General features: G+C 68.7%; 21 protein-coding genes. 12 read left to right on the top strand and 9 right to left on the bottom strand.

Features of this window, described 5'->3' with window-relative positions; all coding sequences use genetic code 11:
• A partial coding sequence (locus tag AC1Q7H_RS23045) for an alkaline phosphatase D family protein (RefSeq protein ID WP_492381768.1) occupies positions 1-1,181 on the bottom strand: 1,181 nt, incomplete at its 3' end.
• Positions 1,182-1,472: 291 nt separating this feature from the next.
• Here AC1Q7H_RS23045 and AC1Q7H_RS23040 point away from each other — a divergent pair.
• Positions 1,473-2,306 carry a universal stress protein gene (locus AC1Q7H_RS23040; protein WP_211981034.1) on the top strand — a complete coding sequence of 278 codons (834 nt, stop codon included), beginning with the start codon at positions 1,473-1,475 and terminating at the stop codon, positions 2,304-2,306.
• Between the two features lie 43 nt (positions 2,307-2,349).
• Here the strand turns inward: AC1Q7H_RS23040 and AC1Q7H_RS23035 are convergent, their stop codons facing one another.
• Both AC1Q7H_RS23035 and AC1Q7H_RS23030 read right to left on the bottom strand, forming a co-directional pair.
• The gene (locus AC1Q7H_RS23035) at positions 2,350-3,603 is read right to left on the bottom strand and encodes an alkyl sulfatase dimerization domain-containing protein (RefSeq protein WP_492379330.1); all 1,254 of its coding nucleotides are present in this window, start codon (positions 3,601-3,603) and stop codon (positions 2,350-2,352) included.
• A gap of 222 nt (positions 3,604-3,825) precedes the next feature.
• A complete protein-coding gene (locus tag AC1Q7H_RS23030; RefSeq protein WP_013952490.1) occupies positions 3,826-4,758 on the bottom strand; it encodes a LysR family transcriptional regulator in 933 nt (310 codons plus the stop codon).
• 200 nt (positions 4,759-4,958) lie between these two features.
• Between AC1Q7H_RS23030 and AC1Q7H_RS23025 the strand changes: the two genes are divergently transcribed.
• From AC1Q7H_RS23025 to AC1Q7H_RS23000, 6 genes are all read left to right on the top strand, one after another.
• Positions 4,959-6,182: a CaiB/BaiF CoA transferase family protein gene (locus tag AC1Q7H_RS23025; protein ID WP_153955072.1), complete on the top strand. Its 1,224-nt coding sequence runs from the start codon at positions 4,959-4,961 to the stop codon at positions 6,180-6,182.
• Positions 6,179-6,868: an enoyl-CoA hydratase/isomerase family protein gene (locus AC1Q7H_RS23020; protein WP_492379329.1), complete on the top strand. Its 690-nt coding sequence runs from the start codon at positions 6,179-6,181 to the stop codon at positions 6,866-6,868. Before AC1Q7H_RS23025 ends, AC1Q7H_RS23020 begins: the two co-directional genes overlap by 4 nt.
• Positions 6,869-6,882: 14 nt before the next feature.
• The gene (locus AC1Q7H_RS23015; RefSeq protein WP_492379328.1) at positions 6,883-8,106 is read left to right on the top strand and encodes an acyl-CoA dehydrogenase family protein; all 1,224 of its coding nucleotides are present in this window, start codon (positions 6,883-6,885) and stop codon (positions 8,104-8,106) included.
• Positions 8,107-8,149: 43 nt separating this feature from the next.
• The gene (locus AC1Q7H_RS23010; protein WP_492379327.1) at positions 8,150-9,295 is read left to right on the top strand and encodes an acyl-CoA dehydrogenase family protein; all 1,146 of its coding nucleotides are present in this window, start codon (positions 8,150-8,152) and stop codon (positions 9,293-9,295) included.
• A gap of 105 nt (positions 9,296-9,400) precedes the next feature.
• Positions 9,401-10,408, top strand: a complete 1,008-nt coding sequence (locus tag AC1Q7H_RS23005) for a Bug family tripartite tricarboxylate transporter substrate binding protein (RefSeq protein WP_153955075.1) — start codon at positions 9,401-9,403, stop codon at positions 10,406-10,408.
• Between the two features lie 55 nt (positions 10,409-10,463).
• Positions 10,464-11,489: a porin gene (locus tag AC1Q7H_RS23000; protein ID WP_492379344.1), complete on the top strand. Its 1,026-nt coding sequence runs from the start codon at positions 10,464-10,466 to the stop codon at positions 11,487-11,489.
• Between the two features lie 130 nt (positions 11,490-11,619).
• On the opposite strand, the gene AC1Q7H_RS22995 is transcribed toward AC1Q7H_RS23000, so the two are convergent.
• The 4 genes from AC1Q7H_RS22995 to sorA form a co-directional block, all read right to left on the bottom strand.
• On the bottom strand, positions 11,620-12,105 hold the full coding sequence (locus tag AC1Q7H_RS22995; RefSeq protein WP_492381767.1) for an SRPBCC family protein: 486 nt from the start codon (positions 12,103-12,105) through the stop codon (positions 11,620-11,622).
• Positions 12,095-12,481: an ArsR/SmtB family transcription factor gene (locus tag AC1Q7H_RS22990; protein WP_013952497.1), complete on the bottom strand. Its 387-nt coding sequence runs from the start codon at positions 12,479-12,481 to the stop codon at positions 12,095-12,097. Before AC1Q7H_RS22990 ends, AC1Q7H_RS22995 begins: the two co-directional genes overlap by 11 nt.
• A 100-nt stretch (positions 12,482-12,581) precedes the next feature.
• Entirely contained in the window at positions 12,582-13,241 is a 660-nt protein-coding gene (locus AC1Q7H_RS22985; RefSeq protein ID WP_013952498.1) for a c-type cytochrome, read from the bottom strand.
• Positions 13,242-13,251: 10 nt separating this feature from the next.
• Positions 13,252-14,514 (bottom strand): SorA family sulfite dehydrogenase catalytic subunit, encoded by a 1,263-nt coding sequence (sorA, locus tag AC1Q7H_RS22980; RefSeq protein ID WP_492379326.1) that lies wholly within the window; start codon positions 14,512-14,514, stop codon positions 13,252-13,254.
• A gap of 301 nt (positions 14,515-14,815) precedes the next feature.
• Between sorA and AC1Q7H_RS22975 the strand changes: the two genes are divergently transcribed.
• Genes AC1Q7H_RS22975 through AC1Q7H_RS22965 form a run of 3 tightly spaced genes read left to right on the top strand, consistent with a single transcriptional unit; the run spans position 14,816 to position 18,343 of the window.
• A complete protein-coding gene (locus tag AC1Q7H_RS22975) occupies positions 14,816-16,165 on the top strand; it encodes a uracil-xanthine permease family protein (protein WP_492379325.1) in 1,350 nt (449 codons plus the stop codon).
• A gap of 19 nt (positions 16,166-16,184) precedes the next feature.
• Positions 16,185-17,633 carry an amidohydrolase family protein gene (locus tag AC1Q7H_RS22970; protein ID WP_013952501.1) on the top strand — a complete coding sequence of 483 codons (1,449 nt, stop codon included), beginning with the start codon at positions 16,185-16,187 and terminating at the stop codon, positions 17,631-17,633.
• 2 nt (positions 17,634-17,635) lie between these two features.
• On the top strand, positions 17,636-18,343 hold the full coding sequence (locus tag AC1Q7H_RS22965) for a sulfite exporter TauE/SafE family protein (RefSeq protein WP_013952502.1): 708 nt from the start codon (positions 17,636-17,638) through the stop codon (positions 18,341-18,343).
• Here AC1Q7H_RS22965 and AC1Q7H_RS22960 read toward each other — a convergent pair.
• Both AC1Q7H_RS22960 and AC1Q7H_RS22955 read right to left on the bottom strand, forming a co-directional pair.
• Complete coding sequence (locus tag AC1Q7H_RS22960) at positions 18,340-19,377, bottom strand: LacI family DNA-binding transcriptional regulator (RefSeq protein WP_211981041.1); 1,038 nt, start codon at positions 19,375-19,377, stop codon at positions 18,340-18,342. The two genes, AC1Q7H_RS22965 and AC1Q7H_RS22960, sit on opposite strands and share 4 nt — an antisense overlap.
• A gap of 59 nt (positions 19,378-19,436) precedes the next feature.
• Positions 19,437-20,372, bottom strand: coding sequence for a LysR family transcriptional regulator (locus tag AC1Q7H_RS22955; RefSeq protein WP_041228823.1), 936 nt, complete (start codon positions 20,370-20,372; stop codon positions 19,437-19,439).
• A 155-nt stretch (positions 20,373-20,527) separates the two neighbouring features.
• On the opposite strand from AC1Q7H_RS22955, the gene AC1Q7H_RS22950 reads away from it, so the two are divergent.
• Both AC1Q7H_RS22950 and AC1Q7H_RS22945 read left to right on the top strand, forming a co-directional pair.
• Complete coding sequence (locus tag AC1Q7H_RS22950; protein WP_013952505.1) at positions 20,528-20,734, top strand: DUF3311 domain-containing protein; 207 nt, start codon at positions 20,528-20,530, stop codon at positions 20,732-20,734.
• Positions 20,735-20,747: 13 nt separating this feature from the next.
• The gene (locus AC1Q7H_RS22945) at positions 20,748-22,130 is read left to right on the top strand and encodes a sodium:solute symporter family protein (protein ID WP_013952506.1); all 1,383 of its coding nucleotides are present in this window, start codon (positions 20,748-20,750) and stop codon (positions 22,128-22,130) included.
• The last annotated feature ends 4 nt before the right edge of the window (positions 22,131-22,134 follow it).

Here is a 22,134-nt window from a genome sequence, read left to right as displayed (position 1 = left end):
TTCCGTGTGGTGGTGTCGGCGCCCCCCCGGTCCTGCCACCACGCGCGCTGCGCGTCGCCCAGCATCGACACGGGCGTCAGCGTGTTGCCCGCGGCGGCAATCTTCTGCGCTTCGGCCGCGGCCAGTGTCGCGGCCGGGACGAAGTACAGGGCGCCGACTGCGCGGCCGGTGGATTGCTCGGAGATGATGTGGTCGGCGCGGTACAGGCGCTCGTCGGTCATCAGCAGGGTGGCGAGATTGCCGAAGGTGAACGAGCGATAGATCTGGATGTTCTGGAACGACGGGTTGTTGACGTCCAGGCTGACATCGGCCGGCATGAACTCGAACCACGCCTGGTTGGCAGCGCGCCGGCGCGCGGTGCGCGGCGTCAGGTCGTCGTCGGAGTCGTAGGTCTGGCGGTCCTGCCAGCAATTGTCCGAGAACTCATGGTCGTCCCAGATCGCAATCATCGGGAACGCGGCATGCAGGGCCTGCAGGCGCGCGTCGTTGCGATAGCTGCGGTACAGGTAGCGATAGTCGTCCAGCGTGGTGGCGTAGACGCTGCCGTCCGGCAGCGCGGTGCCATTGGGCAGCTGCAGCACGCCGTGGCGATCCTCCACATTGTCGGCGCGCGAGCCGCCCGGGACGGCCTCGTAGATGTAGTCGCCGACGTGGACGATGAAGTCCAGGTCCTGCTGCGCCAGTTCTTCCATGCCGGCCCAGTGGTTGGCATTCCAGTCCTGGCAGCTGACAAAGGCGAAACGCAGCTGTGACAAGGGCGTGCCGGCCGCTGCCGCGGTGCGGGTGCGGCCGACGGTGCCGGGGCGGTTGCCCAGCAGGAAGCGGTAGTAGTAGCGGGTGCCGGGGCTCAGGCCCGTGACCTTGTTGCGAATGGTGTAGTCCCAGTCCGGCAGGGCCATCAGCGGTTGATTGACCAGCAGGCTCGGCGGCGGGAAGTCAGGCTGCGTCGACACCTGCAGCCGCACCACCACCGGCCGTTTGCCGTTGCCGCCTTCCACCCGCGTCCATACCACCACGCTGTCGGGCCTCGGGTCGCCCGAGGCGACGCCATGGACGAAATTGAAGTTTTCCGGATTGCCGGTGTCGGGTTCCGAATCGCCGCCGCCGCAGGCGCTCAGCCCGCCGGTGGCAACGGTGACGGTCAGGAAACTACCCCACTTGAGAAACTCGCGGCGGTCCATGGCGCTCCTCCTGTTCTTGCGGTCTCGGTCCATGCAGCGCGCAGCCGCGGCCAGGATGCCGCGTGCGGCACCAGGATTCGTGGGGGCGTGCTGGTTGCTGAATGCATACTAGTGGCTGGTCCGCACGCTCGCTGTCGGTGAGGTTCCGACATCGATATAGGAGGAGGTCGACTGGTTCGTGCCGGGACCGGAGCACCGCGCATCACCATTGCTGGCGCGATCGGCAAGTCGGCAAGCATTGCCTGCCACGCGGCCTAGACTGAAAGCAAACGGTCCGGACGCGAGGGCATCATGGCGTACGAGAGCATCCTGGTCCAACTCGATGGCAACCGGCAGGCAATGCAGCGCTTGCAGATTGCGGCACGCCTTGCCACCGCCAGCCAGTGCCCGCTGATCGGCCTGCTGGCCGGGCGCGTGCCGGACCCCAGCTGGTTCTACCGCATGAACAATGCCCAGCGCTGCCTGGCCGAAGACCAGGAGCGGCGCCGGCTGCAGCGCGAGAACATGCGCTGTGCCTTTCAGGCCGCCACGCGCGAGCTGGCGGTTGCCTGCGACTGGCGCACCGTCGAGCGCGATCCGGTGACACTGGCGCTGCGCGAGGCGCGCGAGGCCGGCCTGATCGTCTCCGGCCAGTACGACGCCGACAACGCTGAAGGCCCGGTGGCGCGGCAGCTATTGGAGGCGCTGCTGCTGGAGAGCGGCCGGCCGGCGCTGGTGGTGCCCTGTGCCGGCGCTTTCGCCACCGTGGGCACACGCGTGCTGGTGGCCTGGAACGGCAGCCGCGAGGCCGCGCGTGCTTTGCACGACGCGCTGCCGCTGATGGCCGGCGCGCGGGCGCGGGTGCTGAGCGCCCATGCCGCCAGGGAGCCGCGTGCCGATGCCACCCCGGTCAGCCACGCCGTGCACGTGCTGGAGCGACAGGGTGTGGCAGTTGAGGTGGAGCACGACCCGGCCGGTGGCGACCTGGCCATCGGCGAGCTGATCCTGTCGCGAGCGTCGGACTTCGATGCCGACCTGATCGTGATGGGTGCCTACGGCCACGGCCTGTTGCGCGAGCTGGTGCTGGGCGGCGTGACCAGGGTGGTGCTGGAGTCGATGACGGTGCCGGTGCTGTTCTCGCACTGAAGCGCAGCGCCGGGCGGCATCAGGATCGTGGCATGGGGTCTGCTTAGTGCATGCCGAAGTTGTCCGCCGCGTCGCCTTCCAGCGCGTCGGCGGCAGCGCCATACAGGCTGCGCGACACATAGCTGCGGATCTGCGTGGCGCGCTGGCGCAGCCAGGCGGCCTTGAGCTGGCGGGCCTCGCGCACGGTGGGCGTTTCATCCGGCGCCAGCGCCAGCAGGTCGATCACGTGCAGCGCCAGCTGCGTGTCGCCGCGCGCGGCCAGGGACTGGGCGTGGCGGATCAGCGCGCCGTGGTCGGCCACGGCCGCGGCGATCTCGGCGGCCGCCTGTTGCGGCGCGGCCGGATGCAGCGTGGTGGCATTGCGGTCCCACCAGCCGTTCTCCGAGCGGTAGATGTCGCGCGCGATGTAGCTGGGGTCGCCATAGGTGGGGCGCATCCAGGGCTGGTCGAACAGCTCAGCCGGCGGCTTGAGCGCGGCCAGCACCTGGCGTTCATTGCAGCCAGCGTTCATCAGCCGCACCACCTCCGCGCGCAGCCATCGCAGGGCCCTGGCGGTCTGGCACAGCACGCGCTGGCACTCGTCCCCGCCTTGCAGCGTCGCGCCGAACTCTCGCACCACGGTGCGCGGCTGCAGCCCGGCCAAGCGTTCCAGCGTCTCGGCCCAGCGCACGGTGTCGCGCATGGTGCGGAAGGGGGTGCCGATGTTCGGGATCGAATCAATGACCGCGGGGCCGCCGTACAGCAGGCGCCGGCCCGGCAGCCAGACCGCCACGGCGTCGTCGGTCTCGGACGGCGCCCACAGGATTTCCGCGCGGCGCTCGCCCCGGCCCAGCGTCAGGCCATCGGCGAAGGTCTCGGTGGGTTCGATGTGGACCAGCTTTCCTGCCAGCGCGCCGGCCGGCTGGCGGAACTGGATCTCCGCCATGCGCTCCTGCATGCGCTGGGTCTCGCGGTAGCGCGCCTGCCGCGCCAGCACGTTGACGTGGGCCAGCACCCGCGGCGCGGGCTCGCCGCGCGCGGCGGCGTGGTCCAGCCATTGCTGCAGGCCGGCGTTGTAGCCCATATGGCCGTGGCTGTAGCAGATGGCCAGCACCGGCAGTCCGGTCTGCGTGCGCAGCGCCTCGATCATGCCGCGCGTGACGCGCCCGCCGGGGCCGCTGTCGACCACCAGCAGGCCGCCGCCCACGTCGGCGACAAAGCTCTGCCCTTGCCCGTGCAGCAACCACACGCCGTTGCCGGCGCCGTCGATTCCTGTGCCGGTGACCAGTGCCGCCGGCCGGTCCTCAATGTCCTGCATGCTTGCCTCCTCTGCGAACCAGGTCGCGTCCAGCGCAACTGTCAGGCAAGAAGGTGCACCCCGGGGATTGGGGAAAATCCCGCCGGGAGGCGGCATACCGGCCGCAAACCAAGCGCCGGTGCGGCCCGGCGGGGGTTCTGGAATTTCAGGTGTAAACCGCTGGTTAGCACCGCGCGGGTGCAGGGAGTTCCCGGCCGGCGCGCGCTGCGGTAGCGGCTGCCTTCAGTCGAGTCGGCGCAGCGGACTGTCAGGCAGGTTGGACAGATAGTGGACTTCACGACGCAGCAGAGTGGCGAACTGCGCCGCCACCGGCGTCATCGGCGAATCGGCGCGGTAGATCAGGCTGACGGTGTGGCTGGGCAGCTTGTCCTCGATGGGCAACGGCACCAGGCCATTGGCGGCCAGCCGGCCGGCCACCATCTGGCGCGGCAGCATGCACAGCAGGTGGCGGTCCTGCATCAGGTGCTCGATCATGCCGATGGTGTCGCAGCGCACCGCCACGCGCGGCAACGGCAGATCGCGTTCACGGAAGGCATCGAGGATGGCGGCGCCCGGACCATGCATGCGCTGGCCGGTCAGGATCCAGTCCGAGCCGATCAGCTCGCGCAGGCTGCGGGCGTTGCGCAGCGGATGCTCGCGGTGCGCCATCACCACCGAGTCATTGTTGTAGAGCGGCTCGCAGGTGAATTCGCGCTCGATGCCCTCGTTCGGGACCGGACTCACCGCCATGTCCATCACGCCCGAGCGCAGCTCGTCCAGGTGGGTGGGGTAGCCCCAGCTGTCAATGCACACCAGCACGTCTGGATGCTGCACGCGAAAGCGCTTGACCACGGGAGGCAGCACCACATGCGCCGGGCCGCGGGTGGTGCCGACGCGCACCACGCCGTTGCGCGCGCCCAGCATCTGCGCCATTTCCTCGCTGGCCTTGCGGGCCTCGGTGGCGATCAGCCGCGCGCGCCGCAGGAAGGCTTCGCCGAAGCGCGACAGCACCACGCCGCGGGTGGTGCGGGTCAGCAGTGGCACATGCAGTTCCTCTTCCAGCTGGCGGATGCTCTTGGTCAGTGCCGGTGCCGACACATCGCGCGCACGGGCCCCGGCGCGGATGCTGCCGTGCTCGGCCACGGCGATGAAGTCCTGGACTTGGCTCAGACGCATGGATTTGGCTCCACTCAAACGACGCACTGGGCGCACAGCATAGCGGCATTCCGGCGGGTTCGGGATAACCCCAGGGTGCTAACCATTAGTTTGCACCGAAGCAGTTTTGGCATCTGCCATGATGCGCGGTGCTAACGCATGATCGCTCCACATCGTCGCAAACCGCCGGCCGCGCCGGCATCTTCGAGGAGTGGCATCGCATGACGAACCGGCAAGACCTGCCGCTGGCAGGCATACGCGTGGCGGAGTTCGGGCAGTTCATCGCGGCGCCGGGCGCGGCCATGATGCTGGCCGACCTGGGCGCCGACGTGGTCAAGGTGGAGGCCTTGCGCGGCGACAGCGCGCGGCGCTTTGACGGCACCAGCCCGCAGAGCCCGATGTACCTGGCCTACAACCGCGGCAAGCGCGGCATCGCGCTGGACCTGCGCACGCCCGGCGGGCTGGACGCCGCACGGCGGCTGGCGCTGGCCAGCGACGTGGTGCTGCACAACACCCGCGCCGGCGTGATGGAAGCGCTGGGGCTGGACGCCGCCACGCTGCGCGCGGCGCGTCCTGACCTGATCCACGCCTCCATCAGCGGCTTCGGCACGCGCGGGCCGTCGCGCACGCGGCCCGGGCTGGATATTGCCGCGCAGGCCGAGAGCGGCATGATGTCCGTCACCGGCGAGGCCGGCGGGCAGCCGCTGAAGGCCGGCTTCGCGCTGATCGACGCGGCCACCGCGCTGGCGACCGGCAACGCCATCCTGGCGGCGCTGTTCCGGCGCGAGCGCACCGGCGCCGGGGAGACTATCGAGACCTCGCTGTTGTCGGTCGGTGTACAGATGCAGGCCCAGCTGTGGGCCGAATACCAGTGCTCCGGCGCGCTGCCGGTGCGCAGCGGCAACAGCCAGCCCAAGGCCGCGCCGGCCGCGGATGTGATCGCGGTCGCGGACGGGCATATCGTGCTGTCGGCCTATCTCGACGAACACTGGACGCGCCTGTGCGAGGCCATCGGCCAGCCGGCGCTGGCGCAGGACGCGCGCTTTGCCTGCAACGCTCTGCGCGTGCAGAACCGCCTGGCGCTGCTGGCCATCCTGCACGACGCCATGCGCCACCTGAGCGGCGACGCCGCCCGTGCGCTGCTGGAGCGCCACCAGGTGGTGGTGGGCGTGGTGCGTGACTATCACCAGGTCAAAGCGAGTGCCGACGTGCGCGCCAGCGGCATCCTGCGGCAAGTCGATGATGGCGAGGGCGGCCAGCTGGACCTGCCCGGGCTGCCGTTCACCATGGCTAGCCTGCCGGCAGGGGCCACGCCCGCGGTGCCGCGGCTCGGCCAGCATACGGCCGAGGTGCTGGCCGAGCTCGGCTACAACGCGGCGGAGATCGACGCCATGGCCCGCGCCGGTGCGATTGGCGTGGAACAAGCCCAGCAGGAGCCCGCATGAACACCCCCCAATCCCCCGTACTGCTGCAGCGCCATGCCGGCTGGGCCGAGGTGGTGCTGAACCGCCCGGCCCGTCGCAATGCCGTCGACATGTCGCTGGCACGCGCGCTGGGCGATGCCATCGAGATCCTGGCCGCCGACGACAGCGTGCGCGCCGTGCTGCTGCGCGGCGCCGACGGCGCCTTCTGTTCCGGCCTGGACCTGCAGGCACTGCAGGCGGAGCCCGGCGGGCTGGCCGCGTTTGCGCCGGTCTGGGAGCGCGTCCATCTGGGCCTGCTGCAAAGCCGCAAGGCATGGATCGTGGCGCTGGAGCGCCATGCCATCAACGGCGGCGCGGCGCTGGCGCTGGCCGGCGACCTGTTGGTGTGCGGCGCTGGGGCCTTCCTGCAAATCGGCGAGATCCGCCTGGGCATGGCCGCGCCGCGCAATGCCGACTGGCTGGCGCTACGCCATTCCGAGGCCGTGGCCGCGCGCCTGTGCTTGCTTGGCGACCGCGTGCCAGCGCCGGAGCTGCTGCGCCTGGGTATTGCCACCGAACTGGTCCAAGACGCCGAGGTACTGGACCGCGCGCGCGGCCTGGCCGCCACCATCGGCGGCTTTCCGGCCGAAGGCGTGGCCGCGATTAAGGGCGGCATGCGCGCCGCGACGATGCGCATGGCATCTGCCGCGCGCGACAAGAATTCCTGAGGACCGATATTTCCATGACAGATTCCATCAACACTGACGACGACGCGTCGCTGCAGGATTTCCGCCGCGAGGTGCGCGAGTTCGTCGCCCGGTCGCTGCCCCATGCCGTGCGCGAGAAAGTCCGCCTCGGACTGGAAGTCAGCAAGCAAGAGCTGGTCGACTGGCAGCACCGGCTCGCCGAACGCGGCTGGCTGGCGCCGCACTGGCCGCCTGAATGGCAGGGCTGCAACTGGAGCGCCGAGCGCCGCGCCGCATTCCAGGAAGAACTGGTGCTGGCGCACGCGCCCGAGAGCGGCGGCATCACCTTCGAGATGATCGGCCCGATCCTGATCCGCTACGGCACGCCGGCGCAGCAGCAGTACTTCCTGCCGCGCATCCTGAACCAGGAGCACTGGTGGTGCCAGGGCTATTCCGAACCGAACTCCGGTTCCGACCTGGCTTCGCTGAAGACGCGTGCGTTGCGCAGGACGCGGCCCGACGGCACCGATGTCTACGTGGTCAGCGGCAGCAAGATCTGGACGTCCTACGCGCAGTACGCGGACTGGATCTTCTGCCTGGTGCGCACCGATACCGAGGCGCACGCGCAGCAGGGCATCAGCTTCCTGCTGATCGATATGCGCAGCCCCGGCGTCAGCGTGCGGCCGCTGGTGGGCATCCATGGCTGGCACCTGTTCAACCAGGTGTTCCTCGACGAGGTGGAAGTGCCGGTGGAGAACCTGGTCGGCGAAGAGAACGCTGGCTGGACCATCGCCAAGTCCCTGCTCGAGCATGAGCGGCTGAACCTGGCACGCGTGGCGGAGAACCGCCGCCGCCTGGCCAAGGTGCGCGCCATCGGCGAGGAGCTGGAGGAGGGCGGCCAGCCGCTGTCGCAGCGCCCGTGGTTTGCACGCCGGATGCGCGCGCTGGAGGTGCGGCTCGAAGCGCTGGCGGCAACCGTGCTGCGTTTTCGCAAGCGGGCGCGCGCCGGGGAAACGCTGGGGCCGGAGACCGGCATGCTCAAGCTGCTGGGCAGCCGGCTGATCCAGGATATCGAGAACCTGGCGGTCGATGCGCTGGGTCCGGACACGCTGGCCTATGACCGCGCCGCGCACTTCGAGCCCGCCGTGCCGCAAGCGGGCCAGTCGGCATACGCCGCGGCGGCATCGGCGCGCCGCTTCGTCACCCGCGGCTACACCATCGCCGGCGGCTCCAGCGAGATCCAGCACGAACTGCTGGCCAAGCAGGTGCTGGGCCTGTAGTGGCCCCAATCGTGCCCGCAACCCAGGACAAGGAACTGAACACATGAGCGATTCAACGGACGATCGCCGCCTGCTGCAGGAAAGCGTGCGGCGCTATGTCGAGCGCGGCTACGGCTTCGAGCAGCGCCGCGCGGCGCTGGCCGAGCCCGAAGGCTTCTCGCGCAAGCACTGGCAGGCGTTTGCCGAAATGGGCTGGCTGGCCGTGGGCCTGCCCGAAGCCTGCGGCGGCCTGGGCGATGCCGCGGACCAGGCCCTGCTGGCCGAGGAACTGGGCCGCGCCCAGCCTGCCGAGCCCTGGCTGGCCAATGCCGCGCTGTGCGCGCCGCTGCTGGCCGCCTGCGGCGATCCCGCCCACGCCGCCATCGCGGCGGCGATGGCCGAGGGTGGCGCCATGCTGGCGCTGGCCGCATGGGAAACGCAGGGACGCTATGACGCCTTCGATGTCAGCACCACCGCGCAACAGCATGAGCCGGGTCAATGGACGCTGGACGGCCGCAAGACCCTGGTGCTGGGCGGCGGCGCCGCCGCCGTGCTGCTGGTGCTGGCGCGCACCGGCGGCCAGCGCCGCGACCGCAGCGGCCTGACGCTGTTCGCGGTGCCGGCCGACACGCGCGGCATCAGCATCGATGCGCTGCCGACCTACGACGGCCGCCAGACCGCCAGCGTAACGCTGCGCCGCGCGACCGTGCCGGACAGCGCGCGCATCGGCCCGATGGACGGCGCCTGGCCGCTGGTGGAAGGCGCCATCGACCAGGCCACCGTGATGGCCTGCGCCGAAGCCGTGGGCACCATGTCGCGCGCGTTCGACCTGACCCGCGACTACCTGGTGACGCGCGAGCAGTTCGGTCGCCCCCTGACGGCCAACCAGGTGATCCGGCATCGGCTGGTAGACCTCTATGTCAGCGTCGAACAGGCGCGCGCCATCACCGAGCTGGCGGCCAACGCCCTGCATGGCGATGCAGTGGCGCGCATGCGCGCGGTATCGCATGCCAAGGCCTTTGTTTCGGACGCCGGGCGCGCGCTCGGCGAAGACGTGGTGCAGCTGCACGGTGCGGTGGGCATGACCGACGAGATGGAAATCGGCCACTGCTACAAGCGCCTGGCCGCCCACGCCAACCTGTTCGGCGATGCCGACTGGCACTACGAACGGCTGGCGGCACTTGATCACGCGGCGCAGGCGCAAGCCTGAGCCGGTTCAGCCAGGGCGCCCGGGCCGCTGCCCGGTGCGCCCACCCATGACACGCCGGCAACGTACCGGCATGCGCGGCCAATGCGCCGCAACGGAGACAGCAATATGAGCAGCCAGCACACTGGCGCCCGCAGGGCTTGTGCCACGCGCACAGCGACCCTGGCCGCGGCGCTGGCCCTGGCGGGTGCGGTCAGCGCGCACGCCGAGGCCCCATACCCCAGCAAGCCCATCCGCATGGTGCTGCCCTCGGGCGCAGGCACCGTCACCGACCAGACTGCACGGCTGGTGGCCGAGCGCCTGACCGCCGCGCTCAAGCAGCCAGTGGTGGTCGACAACCGCCCCGGCGCCAACGGCATCATCGCCAACGAGACCGTGGCGCGCGCCGCGCCCGACGGCTACACGCTGCTGTTCACCTACGCCGCGACCATGACGGTGAACCCGTGGACCACGCCGTCGCTGCCCTATGACCCGATCAAGGACTTCACCCCCATCGCGCGCCCCAGCCAGCCCGGCGGCAACCTGCTGGCGGTCAGCGCCACTGTACCGGTGCACAATCTGCAGGAGCTGGTTGCCTACGCCAGGGCCAGCAAGACGGAACTGGCGTACTGCTCATGGGGCGTGGGCTCGGGCGGCCACCTGGCCATGGAATACCTGAATGCCAAGACCGGCATCCACCTGCGCCATATCCCCTACAAGACCGCCACCCAGTGCAGCAACGACCTGGCCGCGGGCCACGTCACCATTGGCATCACCGACGCCATCTCGTCTGTCCCGCACCTGAAGTCCGGCCGCATCCGGGGCATTGCGGTCTCCGGTCCGGAGCGTCTGCTGACGGCGCCGGACGTGCCGACTATGTCGCAGCAGGGCGTGCCCTTCCAGCAAGCCAGCTGGGTCGCGATCTTCGGCCCCAGGGGCCTGCCCGCGCCGATCGTCAACCGGCTGAACGCCGAGGTGAACCGCATCCTGCAGACACCGGGCGACCGCGAGAAGTTCACCGCCATGAACCTGCAGCCGGCCGCGCCGTCGAGCCCGGCCGACCTGGGCAAGCTGGTCAGCGCCGACCTGGCCGCGTGGGGCGAGGTAGTGAAGGTGGCGGGGCTGCAGGCGAAGTAAGGCTGGACCACAACAACAAGAACGGGAGACAGGCAGCGTGAAGGTAAGACAGTGGATGGTGATGGGCGCGGCGCTGGCCGCGGGCAATGCCGTGGCCGGCACGATGCAGCTGTTCGGCGTGGTCGATGCATCGATCGAATACGCCGGGGGTTCGGAAAGCGTGGTGCGCATGCGCGAAGGCCAGCAGGCCGCGTCGCGCTGGGGCATCCGCGGCATCGAGGACCTGGGCGGCGGGCTCAAGGCCAACTTCCTGGTCGAGTCGGGCTTCAATATCGACAACGGCACGGAGTTCTTCGGCAACAACCGGCTGTTCGGGCGACAGGCCTATCTGGGCCTGTCGGGCAACTGGGGTGAGTTCCGGCTGGGGCGGCAGTACACGCCGTCGTTCTATGCGCTGCTGCGGCTGGATCCGTTCCTGCTCAATGGCGCGGTGTCGCCATTCAACCTGCTGAGCGCGACCGCATCGCAGGGCACCGGGCACGTGGCCTACGGCGCCCGTTTCGACAACGCGGTGCAGTATTTCTCGCCTAATTGGGGCGGCTTTTCCTTTGGCGCCGCGGTGGCGCCCGGCGAGGTGCCGGGGTCGGCGCGCTCAGGGCTGAACTTCGGCATGAATGCGACCTACGAGGCCGGCAACGTCTACGCGTTCTACTCCTACCAGGGGATGTATTCAGGCGCCAACGTGCCGGTGGAGCCGACGCTGACTTCCAACCATTTCGTCGGCGGCTCCTATCGCTTCAAGCCGGTCGAGATCGGCCTGCTGTACAGCGCCGCCAGCAGCGAGCGGCCCGAGACCCGCTCAGCACGCCACTACGGCGTGACCTTCAGTTGGAACGTGACGCAACGCGACACCTTCAAGGCCGCCGCACTCAAGCGCCAGATCCTGGGCGGCGGCCAGCGGCCGCTGGCGGTGACGCTGGGGTGGGACCATGACCTGAGCAAGCGCACCACGGCCTATGTGCGGGTGGTGCTGGTGCATAACAGCCCCGGCGGCAGCGTGAGCAACAACAGCATCGTGATTGATCCGGGTAGCGGGGATGATGCGAAGTCGGTGAGCGTGGGGTTGCGGCATCGGTTTTGAAAACGCCAAGCCGCCCACGCTACTGAGAGATCGGGATCAGGCTGGCACCTCTCGCAGGCGCTCCCCTTTCCCGCGAGCGGGCAAGGGGAGCAAACCGGCAAGCGTGCCGAAGGCATCTGCGAAGCCAGCCTTACTTCAACTGCTGCGCAAATTCATCCAGCTGCGTAATGCAGATGCCCCAGCCCTCATAAAACCCCAGCTCCTCATGCTGCTTGCGCGTGGCCTCATCCGGATGCATCACGCTTGCAATGTAGCGGGTGCCGTCACCCTCGTCAGCCATGGTGATGACCGCGGTCATCGACAGCCACGGCTTGTTGGGCCGATAGCCTGCCACCAGGGCCGAGGTGGAGACGATCTTCTCCATCGGCACGATTTCGAGGAAGCATCCCGGGTTGTCGCTGACGCCGCCGTCCGGGCCTTTCATGAGCGTATGGAAGGCACCGCCGGGGCGCATGTCGAAGGCCAGGACCTCGGTGGTCCAGGGTTTGGGGCACCACCACTCCTTGAGCAGCTTGGGATCGCTCCATGCACGCCAGACCTTGGCACGCGGGGCCTTGAGCAGGCGCGAGATGACTAGGTCCTGGCTTTCAGGGCTGGCGGCGTTTTCATTCGGCATCTGACTGTTCCTCCTGATGAAGGGCTTCGACAAAGGCGGCCAGGCGGTCGGTACGGGCCTCCCACATGGCGCGCTGGTCGGCCAGCCATTGCTGCGCGTCTGACAGCGGTTGCGGTACCAGTTCGCATGTGCGCACGCGCCCCGTCTTGCGCGAGCGGATCAGGCCGCTGCGCTCCAGCACCTGCAGGTGCTTCATGAACGAGGGCAGTGCCATCGTGAACGGTGCCGCCAGTGCCGAGACCGTTTCCGGCCCGCGGCCGAGCACGCTGACGATGGCACGGCGGGTCGGGTCCGCCAGCGCGTAGAACACGTCGGAAAGCGGGGAAATATCGACAGCCTGGGACACGTCAGCAAACTCGGCACAATGGTTAGCCATGTGGCTAAGTATAAGGAAGCAACGGGAAACTGCAAGCGAAAAATGCAAGGCGCCCCGGCGATTAGCCGTGGCGCCTTGCGATCGGGGAAGCGGGGGGAGACTATTGCTGCCGCACGTACGCCGCCAACGCCTTGACTTCGTCCGCCTTCAACCCGGCAAACGGGGGCATCGGCACCGAACCCCATTTGCCGGTGCTGCCGCCGCGGATGCTGGCTTCCAGCCTGGCCTGTGCCTGCGCATCGTCCTTATAGCGGGTGGCGACTTCGTGATAAGCCGGGCCGACAACCTTCTGCGTCACGCTGTGGCAGCTCAGGCAGGCGTTCTTCGCCAGCAGGCCCTGCACGTCCACCGCGGCGGCAGGCGCTGAGGCGGCCGCGGGTGCGGCCGGCGCGGGCTTGCCCGCCTTCTGCGCGATCGCCACGATCTCCGGATCCTTGATCTTGGCGGAGCCGTAGGCCACCGCGAGATAGGCGCCGAGCTGCTCGACCTCGCCATCGTCGATCGGCGCACCGTAGGCCTGCTGCATTTTCTTCATCTCGCCGGTCCACTGCGTCAGGCTCAGGCCGGGCGGCTGGTAGGCGACGTAGTCGGCCGAATGGCAGATCGCGCATTTCTGCATGGCGATGCCGTAGCCGGGCAGCTTCGCGGGTTTGAGCTTAACGTTCTCCGCCGGCAGCTTGATGTCCTGGGGTGCCGCGGACGCGCTACCCGCGCCCAGCAGGGCGAGCGCGAGCAGCATGGGGGTGATGGATCGATGCATGGCGCGCTCCTCAGGCAATGGTGACCGGCGTGGATTCAATGACGTTGCGGCGATAGCCGGCCGGGTTCCAGTTGGCCTTGGCAGGCTGCACCTCGCCCTGGACGCTGGTGGCGCGCACCATCAAGACCGCTGGGCCCTTGCGCGCGAACTTCACCGGCAGTTGCCAGGGGCGGAACGAGAAGCGGCCCAGGTCCTGGCCCAGCGTGGCGGCCTGCCAGCTTTGCCCGCCGTCGACCGAGACTTCGACGCCGCGGATGCCGGAGCCGCTATCGAAGGCAATGCCTTTCAGCTCCACCATGCGACCGGCGGGCAGCACGCCGCCGGCGCCCACGCTGGTGATGAAGCTGCGCACCGCGAGCGTCGAGATCGGCCGCGTCTTGCTGGCGGGGGTGCCCGGCGCCACGCATTGGCAGTCGTTATCCGGTACGCGATAGCCCTTGGTCATGAAGAACGCATCATGGCCTTCGAACGGGCGGTCCAGCACCTCGATCTCGGACAGGTGCTTGATCCAGTAGGTGCCGAAGTAGCCCGGCACCACCAGCTTGATGGGATAGCCGTTGAGCAGCGGCAGGTCTTCGCCGTTCATGCCCCAGGCCAGCATCGGCTCGCCGTTCATCGCATGGGCGATATCGAGCGACTTGCGGAAGTCGGGCGTGCTCGGCAGCACCGGCGTATCCAGCCCGTTGAAGGTGACCACCTTGGCGCCGGCCTTGACGCCCGCGTGCTCCAGCACTTTGCGCAGCGGCACACCGGTCCAGCGCGCATTGCCCATTGCACCGTTGGCAAGTTGGGCACCGAACACGCGCGGCTCGGAGAAGCCGCGGCTGTTGCCTGAACACTGGTTCACGGCGACGATGTCCACCGGATCGGCCAGCCTCTTCAGTTCATCGAGCGACAGCTTCAGCGGCTTGTTGACGTGCCCGCCAACCGTCAGGCGGAAGGTGGCAAGGTCTACCGACAGCGGAATGTTGGCCAGGTGGTAGCGCACGAAGAAGGCGTCGTTGGCGGTGATCGGCCCCTCGTTGAACGCGGAGAAGGGCGTCTCAAGGTGCGGCGGCCGGGTGCTGACGCGCACCAGCGGGCGCTTGCCCGGATAGCGCACCAGCGGGCGGGGGCCGTCGGCCAGGGTGACGCCGTCGCTGATGCGCGCGGCCAGTGCGCCGAGCGGGGAGGCGCTGAGAGCGAGCAGGCCCGCCCCCTGGACGATGCGGCGCCGGGCCGGCACCGGCTGGGCGGGGTCGGCAGATTCCGCCGGACTGTTCTTGTCTCGCATGGGGGCGTCTCCTTCAGGGGCGTGTTGTGTCGCGCAAGGCGCTATGGCGGGTACTTTGGGGCCCAGGCATCAACTTGTGAAACGCGTTTTGCTGCTAGCACTTATCGATCTGATCGATATAGGGGAAGACCACAGGCGCTCCGCCGAGAAACCGCTTGCATCGCGAATTCCGTTTCCCTACACTTACCAAAACGTTTTTGTTAGCGGAAATCGATAATATCCGAGGCGAATTGCGCACAGACGCAGCAGGTGGCTTGCGGGCCACCGGGACAACGCCCACACACCAAACGAGGAGCAAAGCATGTCCCACCCCGCCCCCGCGCCGGTGGATGAACGGCTGCCATGGCGGCGCCTGTTTGTCTTCGGGCTTCAACACGTACTGGTCATGGCCGCGTCGCCGATCGCGTCCGTCTTCCTGATGAGCAAGGCGCTGAACTTCCCGCCCGCGCTGGCGGTGCAGCTGCTGAGCGCCACCTTTGTGATCTGCGGCATCGGCACGCTGTTGCAGTCGCTGGGCAAGCGGGGCATCGGTGCTCGGCTGCCGTTCGTGATGCTGCCCGGCGGCGCCCCGATCGTGCTGTTTATCCTGATCGCACAGCAGACCGACGTGCAGACCGCTGCCGGCGCGGTGATCCTGACCGGCGTCTTCTACTTCTGCGTGCTGCCGGTATTCCGGCGCTGCCTGCGCTATTTCCCGCCGGTGGTGGTGGGGACGATGCTGCTGCTGGTGGCGATCAACCTGGCGCAGGTATCCGGCAAGCTGGTTGCCGGCCACCCGGCCGCGGGCAGCACGGTGGATCCGCTCAACCTGCTGCTGGCGTTCGCCACCATTGCCTGCACCGTGGCGGCATCGCGCCTGCTGTCGGGCATGCTGGCACAGCTGGCGATCCTGCTGGGGCTGCTGGGCGGTGCGCTGGTGGCCGGGCTGGCCGGTGCGTTCCAGCCTGGCCATGTGTCGATGTCGCCGGTGTTCGCGTTGCCCACGCCGTTCCCGTTCGGGTGGCCGCATTTCGATGTGGTGGCCGCGATCCCGCTGATGGTGTTCGCCGTGATCTCGATGGTAGAGGCCACCGGCCAGACGCTGGCGATCAGCGATGCCGTGGGCAGGCCGGTTGACCAGCAGCGCGACGTGCCGCGCACCATCCGCGCCGATGCGTTGACTTCGTTGCTGGGCGGGATGTTCGGCACCTCGCTGATCATCACCAGCGGCGAGAACATCGGCATCGTGCGTGCCACCGGCGTGCGCTCGCGCTTTGTCACGGCGATGTCGGGCGCGATCCTGGTGGCGTTCGGGCTGCTGGTGCCGGTGTCGTCGCTGATCAGCGCGATCCCCGAGGCCGTGGTCGGCGGCACCGGGCTGGTGGTGTTCTGCATCGTCGGCACCATGGGCATCGACATCCTGCGCAAGGTGGACCTGCGCGACCACGCCAATATGTACGTGGTGGCCGTGGCGCTGGCCGTGGGCCTGCTGCCGATCCTGGTGCCCGGCATCTATGGCGGCCTGCCGGCCAACGTGCGCATCCTGGTGGGCAATGGCGTGGCCATGGGGGCCATGACCGCGGCGCTGCTCAACTTCCTGTTCTTCCATACGGGCCTGCGGGCCGCGGCAGCGGGCCCGGTGGCCCGCGACGATGCCGCTGCCACGCATTGACCCCGCTTCCTGAATTGCAATGACTGATCGTTCTGACTCGACCCCGGCCTGGCCCGGCGATACCAACCCGGCCCTGGTGCCGGACAGTTTCAGGCAACCGCGCATCCTGCTGCCGGAATGGACCCTGCTGCGCCAGGGCGCGGTACGCGGCCACGCGGTGGTGGTGGAGGGTGGCCGCTTCACGGCAGTGGGCACGGCCGGGGAAGTCGCTGCGCGCTTCCCCGAGTTGGAGACCCTGCCGCTGCCGCGCATGCTGCTGATGCCCGGCATGATCGACACGCATCACCACCTGACGCAGTCGTTCGGCAAGTCGCTGGTGTTCGGCGAGCCGTCGGAGATCTTCCGCCGCGTGTGGGTGCCGCTGGAGGGCAGCCTGAAGGCGGAGCACCTGTACCTGTCGTCCAAGCTGGCGGCGCTGGAAGCGCTGCGCGGCGGCTTCACCACCGTGGTCGATGCCGGCACGCGCAGCGACGCCGGGCTGGACGCGGTTGCGCGCGCGATCACCGATGCCGGCGTGCGCTGCGTGCTGGGCCTGATCTGCAACGACAAGCCTGGCGCCGAAACGCTCGACGCCGCGCCGATCCTGCGCCGCGCCGCCGCTCATCTGGACAAGTACGCCAGCGATCCGCTGGTGGCCCCGTCGCTGGCGATCTCGATTCCCGAGGTGGCCTCTGACGCGATGCTGCACCACGTCTACCAGTTGTGCGCCGAATCCGGCCGCATCTTCCAGACGCACGCCAACGAGCACCTGGTGGCGGTGGAGCGCTCGCTCAATGCCTGCGGGCGCCGTCCGATCGAACATCTCGCGGCAGTCGGCGCACTGGGCCAGGCGGCGCTGCTGGCGCATGCCACGCTGGTGACGCCGCATGAGATCCGCTTGCTGGCCGACACCGGCACCGCGGTGGCCTACAACCCCGTGGCCAGCGCCTGGAAGGGCAACGCCGTGGCGCCGGCTGAAACCATGGCCACCTTCGGCGTGCGCCTGGGTCTGGGCACCGATGGCACCCGCAGCGACGGCTTCCGCCTGCTGGACTATGCCGAGGCCGCCCAGCGCTTCGCCTTCGGCATCGGCGTGGGCGATTCCTCCTGCGGCGCGGGCTGGCGCTGGGTCGACATGGCCACGCATGACGCGGCCGATGTGGCGGGCCTGGGTGCGCTCACCGGCGAGATCGCCGCGGGCAAGCGCGCCGACTTCCTGCTGGTCGACCTGGACGTGCCGGAGCTGACGCCGTCCTGGGACCTGACCTGGGAACTGGTGCGCCTGGCCAACCGCGACCAGATCCGCGCGGTCTTTGTCGATGGCAGCCTGCGCCTGTGGCAGGGCTGGCCCACGGACTGGGACGCTCGCGCGCTGATGCGGGCGATCCACGCCATGGCCGAGGACACCATCGCCAATGCCCCGATCCGCAAGCTGCACGACGCCGCGGACGTGCACCGCGCGCGCCAGGCCGGCATGGAGGCATCCTGACCATGGACATGACGTTGTTCAGCGTCGGCGTGGCGGTCTTTACCGGCGCGCTGGTCCAGGGTGCGACCGGCATGGGCTTCGCGCTGATCGTGGTGCCGGTACTGGCGCTGGCCGCGCCGGCAATGCTGCCAGGCGCGCTGCTGCTGGCGATGCTGCCGCTCAACGCCTACGTGGCATGGCGCGAACGCCATGCCATCGACCTGCGCGGCGCAGGGTGGATCAGCGCCGGGCGGCTGGCCGGCACCTTCGGCGGGCTGTGGGTGCTGGTGGCGATGCCGATGGCATGGCTCAACGCGCTGGTCGGCGGCAGCACCATTGCCGCAGCGGTGGTGTCATTGCTGGCGCCGGCCTTTACGCCGGGGCGGCTGACCTTTGCCTCGACCGGCCTGATCACCGGCGTGACCGAGACCGCAACCGGTGTCGGCGGCCCGCCGCTGGCGCTGGCCTACCAGCATGCGCCGGTCGCGACGCTGCGTGCCACCGTGGCGCTGTGCTTCCTGGTCGGTGAATCGATCTCGCTGGTGGTGCTGGCGCTGAGCGACCGGCTCGGTATGGAGCAGGTGCTCTATGCCATCGGGCTGCTGCCGGTGCTGATCGTCGGCATGGTGGCCAGCCACCTGGTGCACAAGCGCATCAACCAGCGCATGCTGCGCATCGGCGTGCTGGTGTTTGCGCTGGTCTCCGGTGCGGTGGTGCTGCTGCGCGGTTAGACGCCTGGCGTGGACGATGCCCGCACCACCAGTTCGGGCGCGGGCCCGGTGATCACGTCGCGGCTACGGTCGCCGGACAGGTGCGCGAACAGCAGTTCCACCGCCAGCGATGCCACGCGCTCCAGATGCAGGTTGACCGCGGTGATCGGCGGCTGTGCGCTGCGGGCGCGGATGCCGTCATAGCGCGTCACCACCAGCACATCGTCGGGCACGCGCTTGCCCAGCCCTTGCAGGTGGGCCATGGCGCCCACCGCAAACGCATCCACCGGCGCGCACAGCGCATCGAGCGCCGGCATCTGCGCCAGCAACTGCGCGCAGGCCTCGGCGCCCGCGGCTTCGCCGTGTTCCTCGGCTGCCTTGACGATATGGCAGGGCAAGCCCATTGCCTGCGTGAACTCGCGGTAAGCGCGTTCGGTTTCCACATACGACTGCCGCGGCGCCGCGCCGATCATCAGGCCGATATGCCGGCGCCCGTGTCCGTGCAAATGCGCCAGCAGCAGCCGGGCGGTGTCGGCCGATTGCAGGTCGACGCAAGGCACCGGCGTGTCGGTCAGCGGCTCGCGCCCGATCGACACGATGCTGACGCCGCGCTCACGCAGGCGCGCGATATGCGGGTCGCCCGCGATCGGCTCGATCACGATCGCGCCGTCGATATCCAATGTATCGAGCAGGCCCCCGGCGCCTTCCAGCGGCGGCACCAGCACCACGCCCAGGCCGCGCCCCATTGCCGCTTCGGCGGCGATCGCCGCCACTTCCATCATGAAGCCGAGCCGCGACGTGCCGCCCGCCACCGCGAACGGCATCGACGACAACAGCGCGATGCAGTTGGCGCGGCCCGACTGCAGCCGCTGCGCGCGCACGCTGGGCCGGTAGCCCAGTTCGGCGGCAACGCGCTTGACGCGCGCACGCGTGGCCGGGTCCAGCACGCCGCGGTCGTTCAGCGCGTGCGACACCGTGGTCAGCGACACGCCGGCGGCGCGGGCGACGTCGTGGATGGTGATGCGGCGAGGGCGGTCTGGCGTGGATTCGGTCATGCGGGACACGGGCGATGGTTCAGGGCGGAGCATACAACAGCGCGCGGCAAGGGGCAGGTTCAGCGGCGCGCGTTGGCACCGCCAGCTTCGGACGACAGCGCTTTCCAGTGTTCCCGCGTGAACCGATAGAGCACCTCCAGCGCCGGCGACAGCGAGCGCGCCGCCATGCGTGCAATGCCATAGCGGCCGCAGCGGCGCGGATCGGGCGGCATCGGCACTTCGGCCATCAGCCCGGCGGCGCGCTCCTGCCGCGTGATCGAGAGCACGCCGAACAGCAGCGTATCGCTGGCCAGCGTCACGCTGCGCAGCATGTCGAGGTTGTCGCAATGCAGGGTGAAGAGCTTGTCCGGCGCGGCGCCCGGCCCCCATAGCTCCGCCAGTTGCCGGCTGATGACGGTGCTGAGCGTGGTGGTTGCCACCGGGTAGGCGCGAATGGTCTCGATATCGATGCGGCGTTTGCGCAGGATCGGATGCCCGGCGCGGCATACCAGACCTGCGGGTAGCTCACCCAATGGCTCCACGTCGATGTCGTCGGCCGCGCGCAGCACATAGGCATCGCCGACGATGGCGTCGATGGTTTCGTTGCGCAGTGCCTCCAGCAGGGCGCTGGTGGCGCCGGTCTCGGTGCGCACTTTGATGCGCGGGTGGGCCTGCGCCATGTGGATCAGGAACGGCGTCAGCAGCAGCGCCGCCGGCGCGGGCGCGACCCCGATCGTCAGCGAGCCTTCCTCGCCACCTCGCAGCAGGTCCAGGTCGCGCCGCAACTGGCGTTCTTCCAGCCGCATGCGGCGCGCGCGGTCGGCCACCAGTTCGCCGAACACCGTCAGGCGCGCGCGCCGCGCGCCGCGGTCAAAGAGTGGCGCCTTGAGCTCGTCTTCCAGCGCGCGGATGCTGCGGCTCAGCGCCGGCTGGGTCAGGTGTATGGCACGGGCCGCTTCGGAGAACGTGCCGTGCTCGACCACGGCGAGCAGGTGCAGAAGTTTCTGTGTGTCCATGCGGAAAACCATGCGCGTTGGTTATGGGATCGGTTCAACATTTGCATTTGAATCATACCTCCGCGCTCCCTATGATGACCGGAACAAAAGAGCGGGCCGGTGACAGCACACACGGCGCCCGCCATCCACCGCCCATCGGAAACCGGAGAGACATCATGCTCAAGCTGTTGATTGGCCTTGGCCTGCCGTATATCGGCGTCATCGGGATGCTGCCCTGGGTGGCGACTGTCGAGCGCTTCGTGCTCGGCGTGCCCTTTATCTACGCCTGGATCTTTGCCTGGTTCGTGCTGACCTCCGGCTGCATGCTGGCGTGCTGGCTGCTGTTCGACCGCCACGCCGCCGACGCGGCGCATGAAGCCTGAAGGGGAGACCATCATGACCACAGCGGTATTCCTCGGCTTTATCGTCTTCTCGCTCTATCTCGCCATCCGCTCGAAGAAGGGCCACGGCGCGCAGAGCGTGCATGATTTCTTCGTGGCGTCGCGGCAGTTCGGCGCCTACTTGGTGTTCTTTCTGGCCGCGGGCGAGATCTACAGCATCGGCACGATGGTGGGCTTTCCCGGTGGCATCTACGCCAAGGGGCCGACCTACGGGGTCTGGTTCCTCGGCTACATCCTGCTGGCGTATCCGCTCGGCTATTTCCTCGGGCCCAAGATCTGGCAGGCCGGCGCGCGCTATAACGCGATCACGCTGCCGGACCTGTTCAAGGGCCACTACGGCAGCCGTGCGCTGGAGCTGATCGTGGCGGGCTCGGCGATCCTGTTCCTGCTGCCCTGGGGCCAGCTGCAGTTCACCGGGCTGGTGGCGGCGCTCAAGGGGCTGGGCTGGGAGTTCGAGCCGGTGTACCTGGTGATGATCTCGGCGGCGCTGGCCTTTACCTACATTGCCATCTCCGGCGTGCGCGCATCGGCCTATATCGCCATCCTCAAGGACATCCTGATGGTGGTGGCGATCGTCGCCACCGGCGTTGCAGTGGGCTGGAAGGCGGGCGTGGGCGACGTGTTCCATGCCGCCAGCATGCAGGTCAGCAATCAGATGAATGACACCCAGCTGCGCTTCTCGATGAGCACCATGCTGTTCCAGGCACTGGGCTTCTACGTGATGCCGTTCGCGGTGCAGAACTTCTTCACGGCCAAGAGCGCCAACACCATCCGGCGCACGCAGGTGGCGATGCCGCTGTACATGCTGATGTATCCGTTCCTGGTGCTGGCGTCGTACTACGCGATCAGCCAGAACCTGCAGCTCGCCTCCCCCAACGAGGCCTTCTTCGCGGCGGCGGTGCGGCTGTTGCCGGACTGGCTGCTCGGACTGGTGACCGCCGGCGCTGCGCTGTCGGGGCTGCTGGTGCTGGCCGGCATCTGCCTGGCGATCGGCCCCATTGTCACGCGCAACCTGCTGCCCGGCATGCCCGAGGCGCGCCAGAAGCAGGGCGCCAAGGTGGTGATCGTGATCTACCTGGTGTTGTCCATCGCCATGACGCTGGCCACGCCCAACCTGATGCTGACGCTGATCAACACCACCTACTACGGCGTGACGCAGTTCTTCCCTGGCGTGCTGGTGATCCTGTTCTCGCTGAAGGTGCGGCCGCTGGCGATTGCGCTCGGCATCGTCACCGGCCAGGCACTGGCGATCGCGCTGTATGTGCAGCAGGTCGATTTCGGCGGCATCAACCTCGGGCTGGTCAGCCTGTGCGTCAACCTGCTGGTGATCGCGCTGGTGAACTACGCACCCCGCCTGGCCCGCGTGCAGGCGTCGTGAATGA

Source organism: Cupriavidus sp. GW823-FHT06D04 (assembly GCF_058795055.1).
The sequence above is the reverse complement of the archived record's forward strand: the minus strand, read 5'-3'. Positions and strand labels throughout refer to the sequence as shown.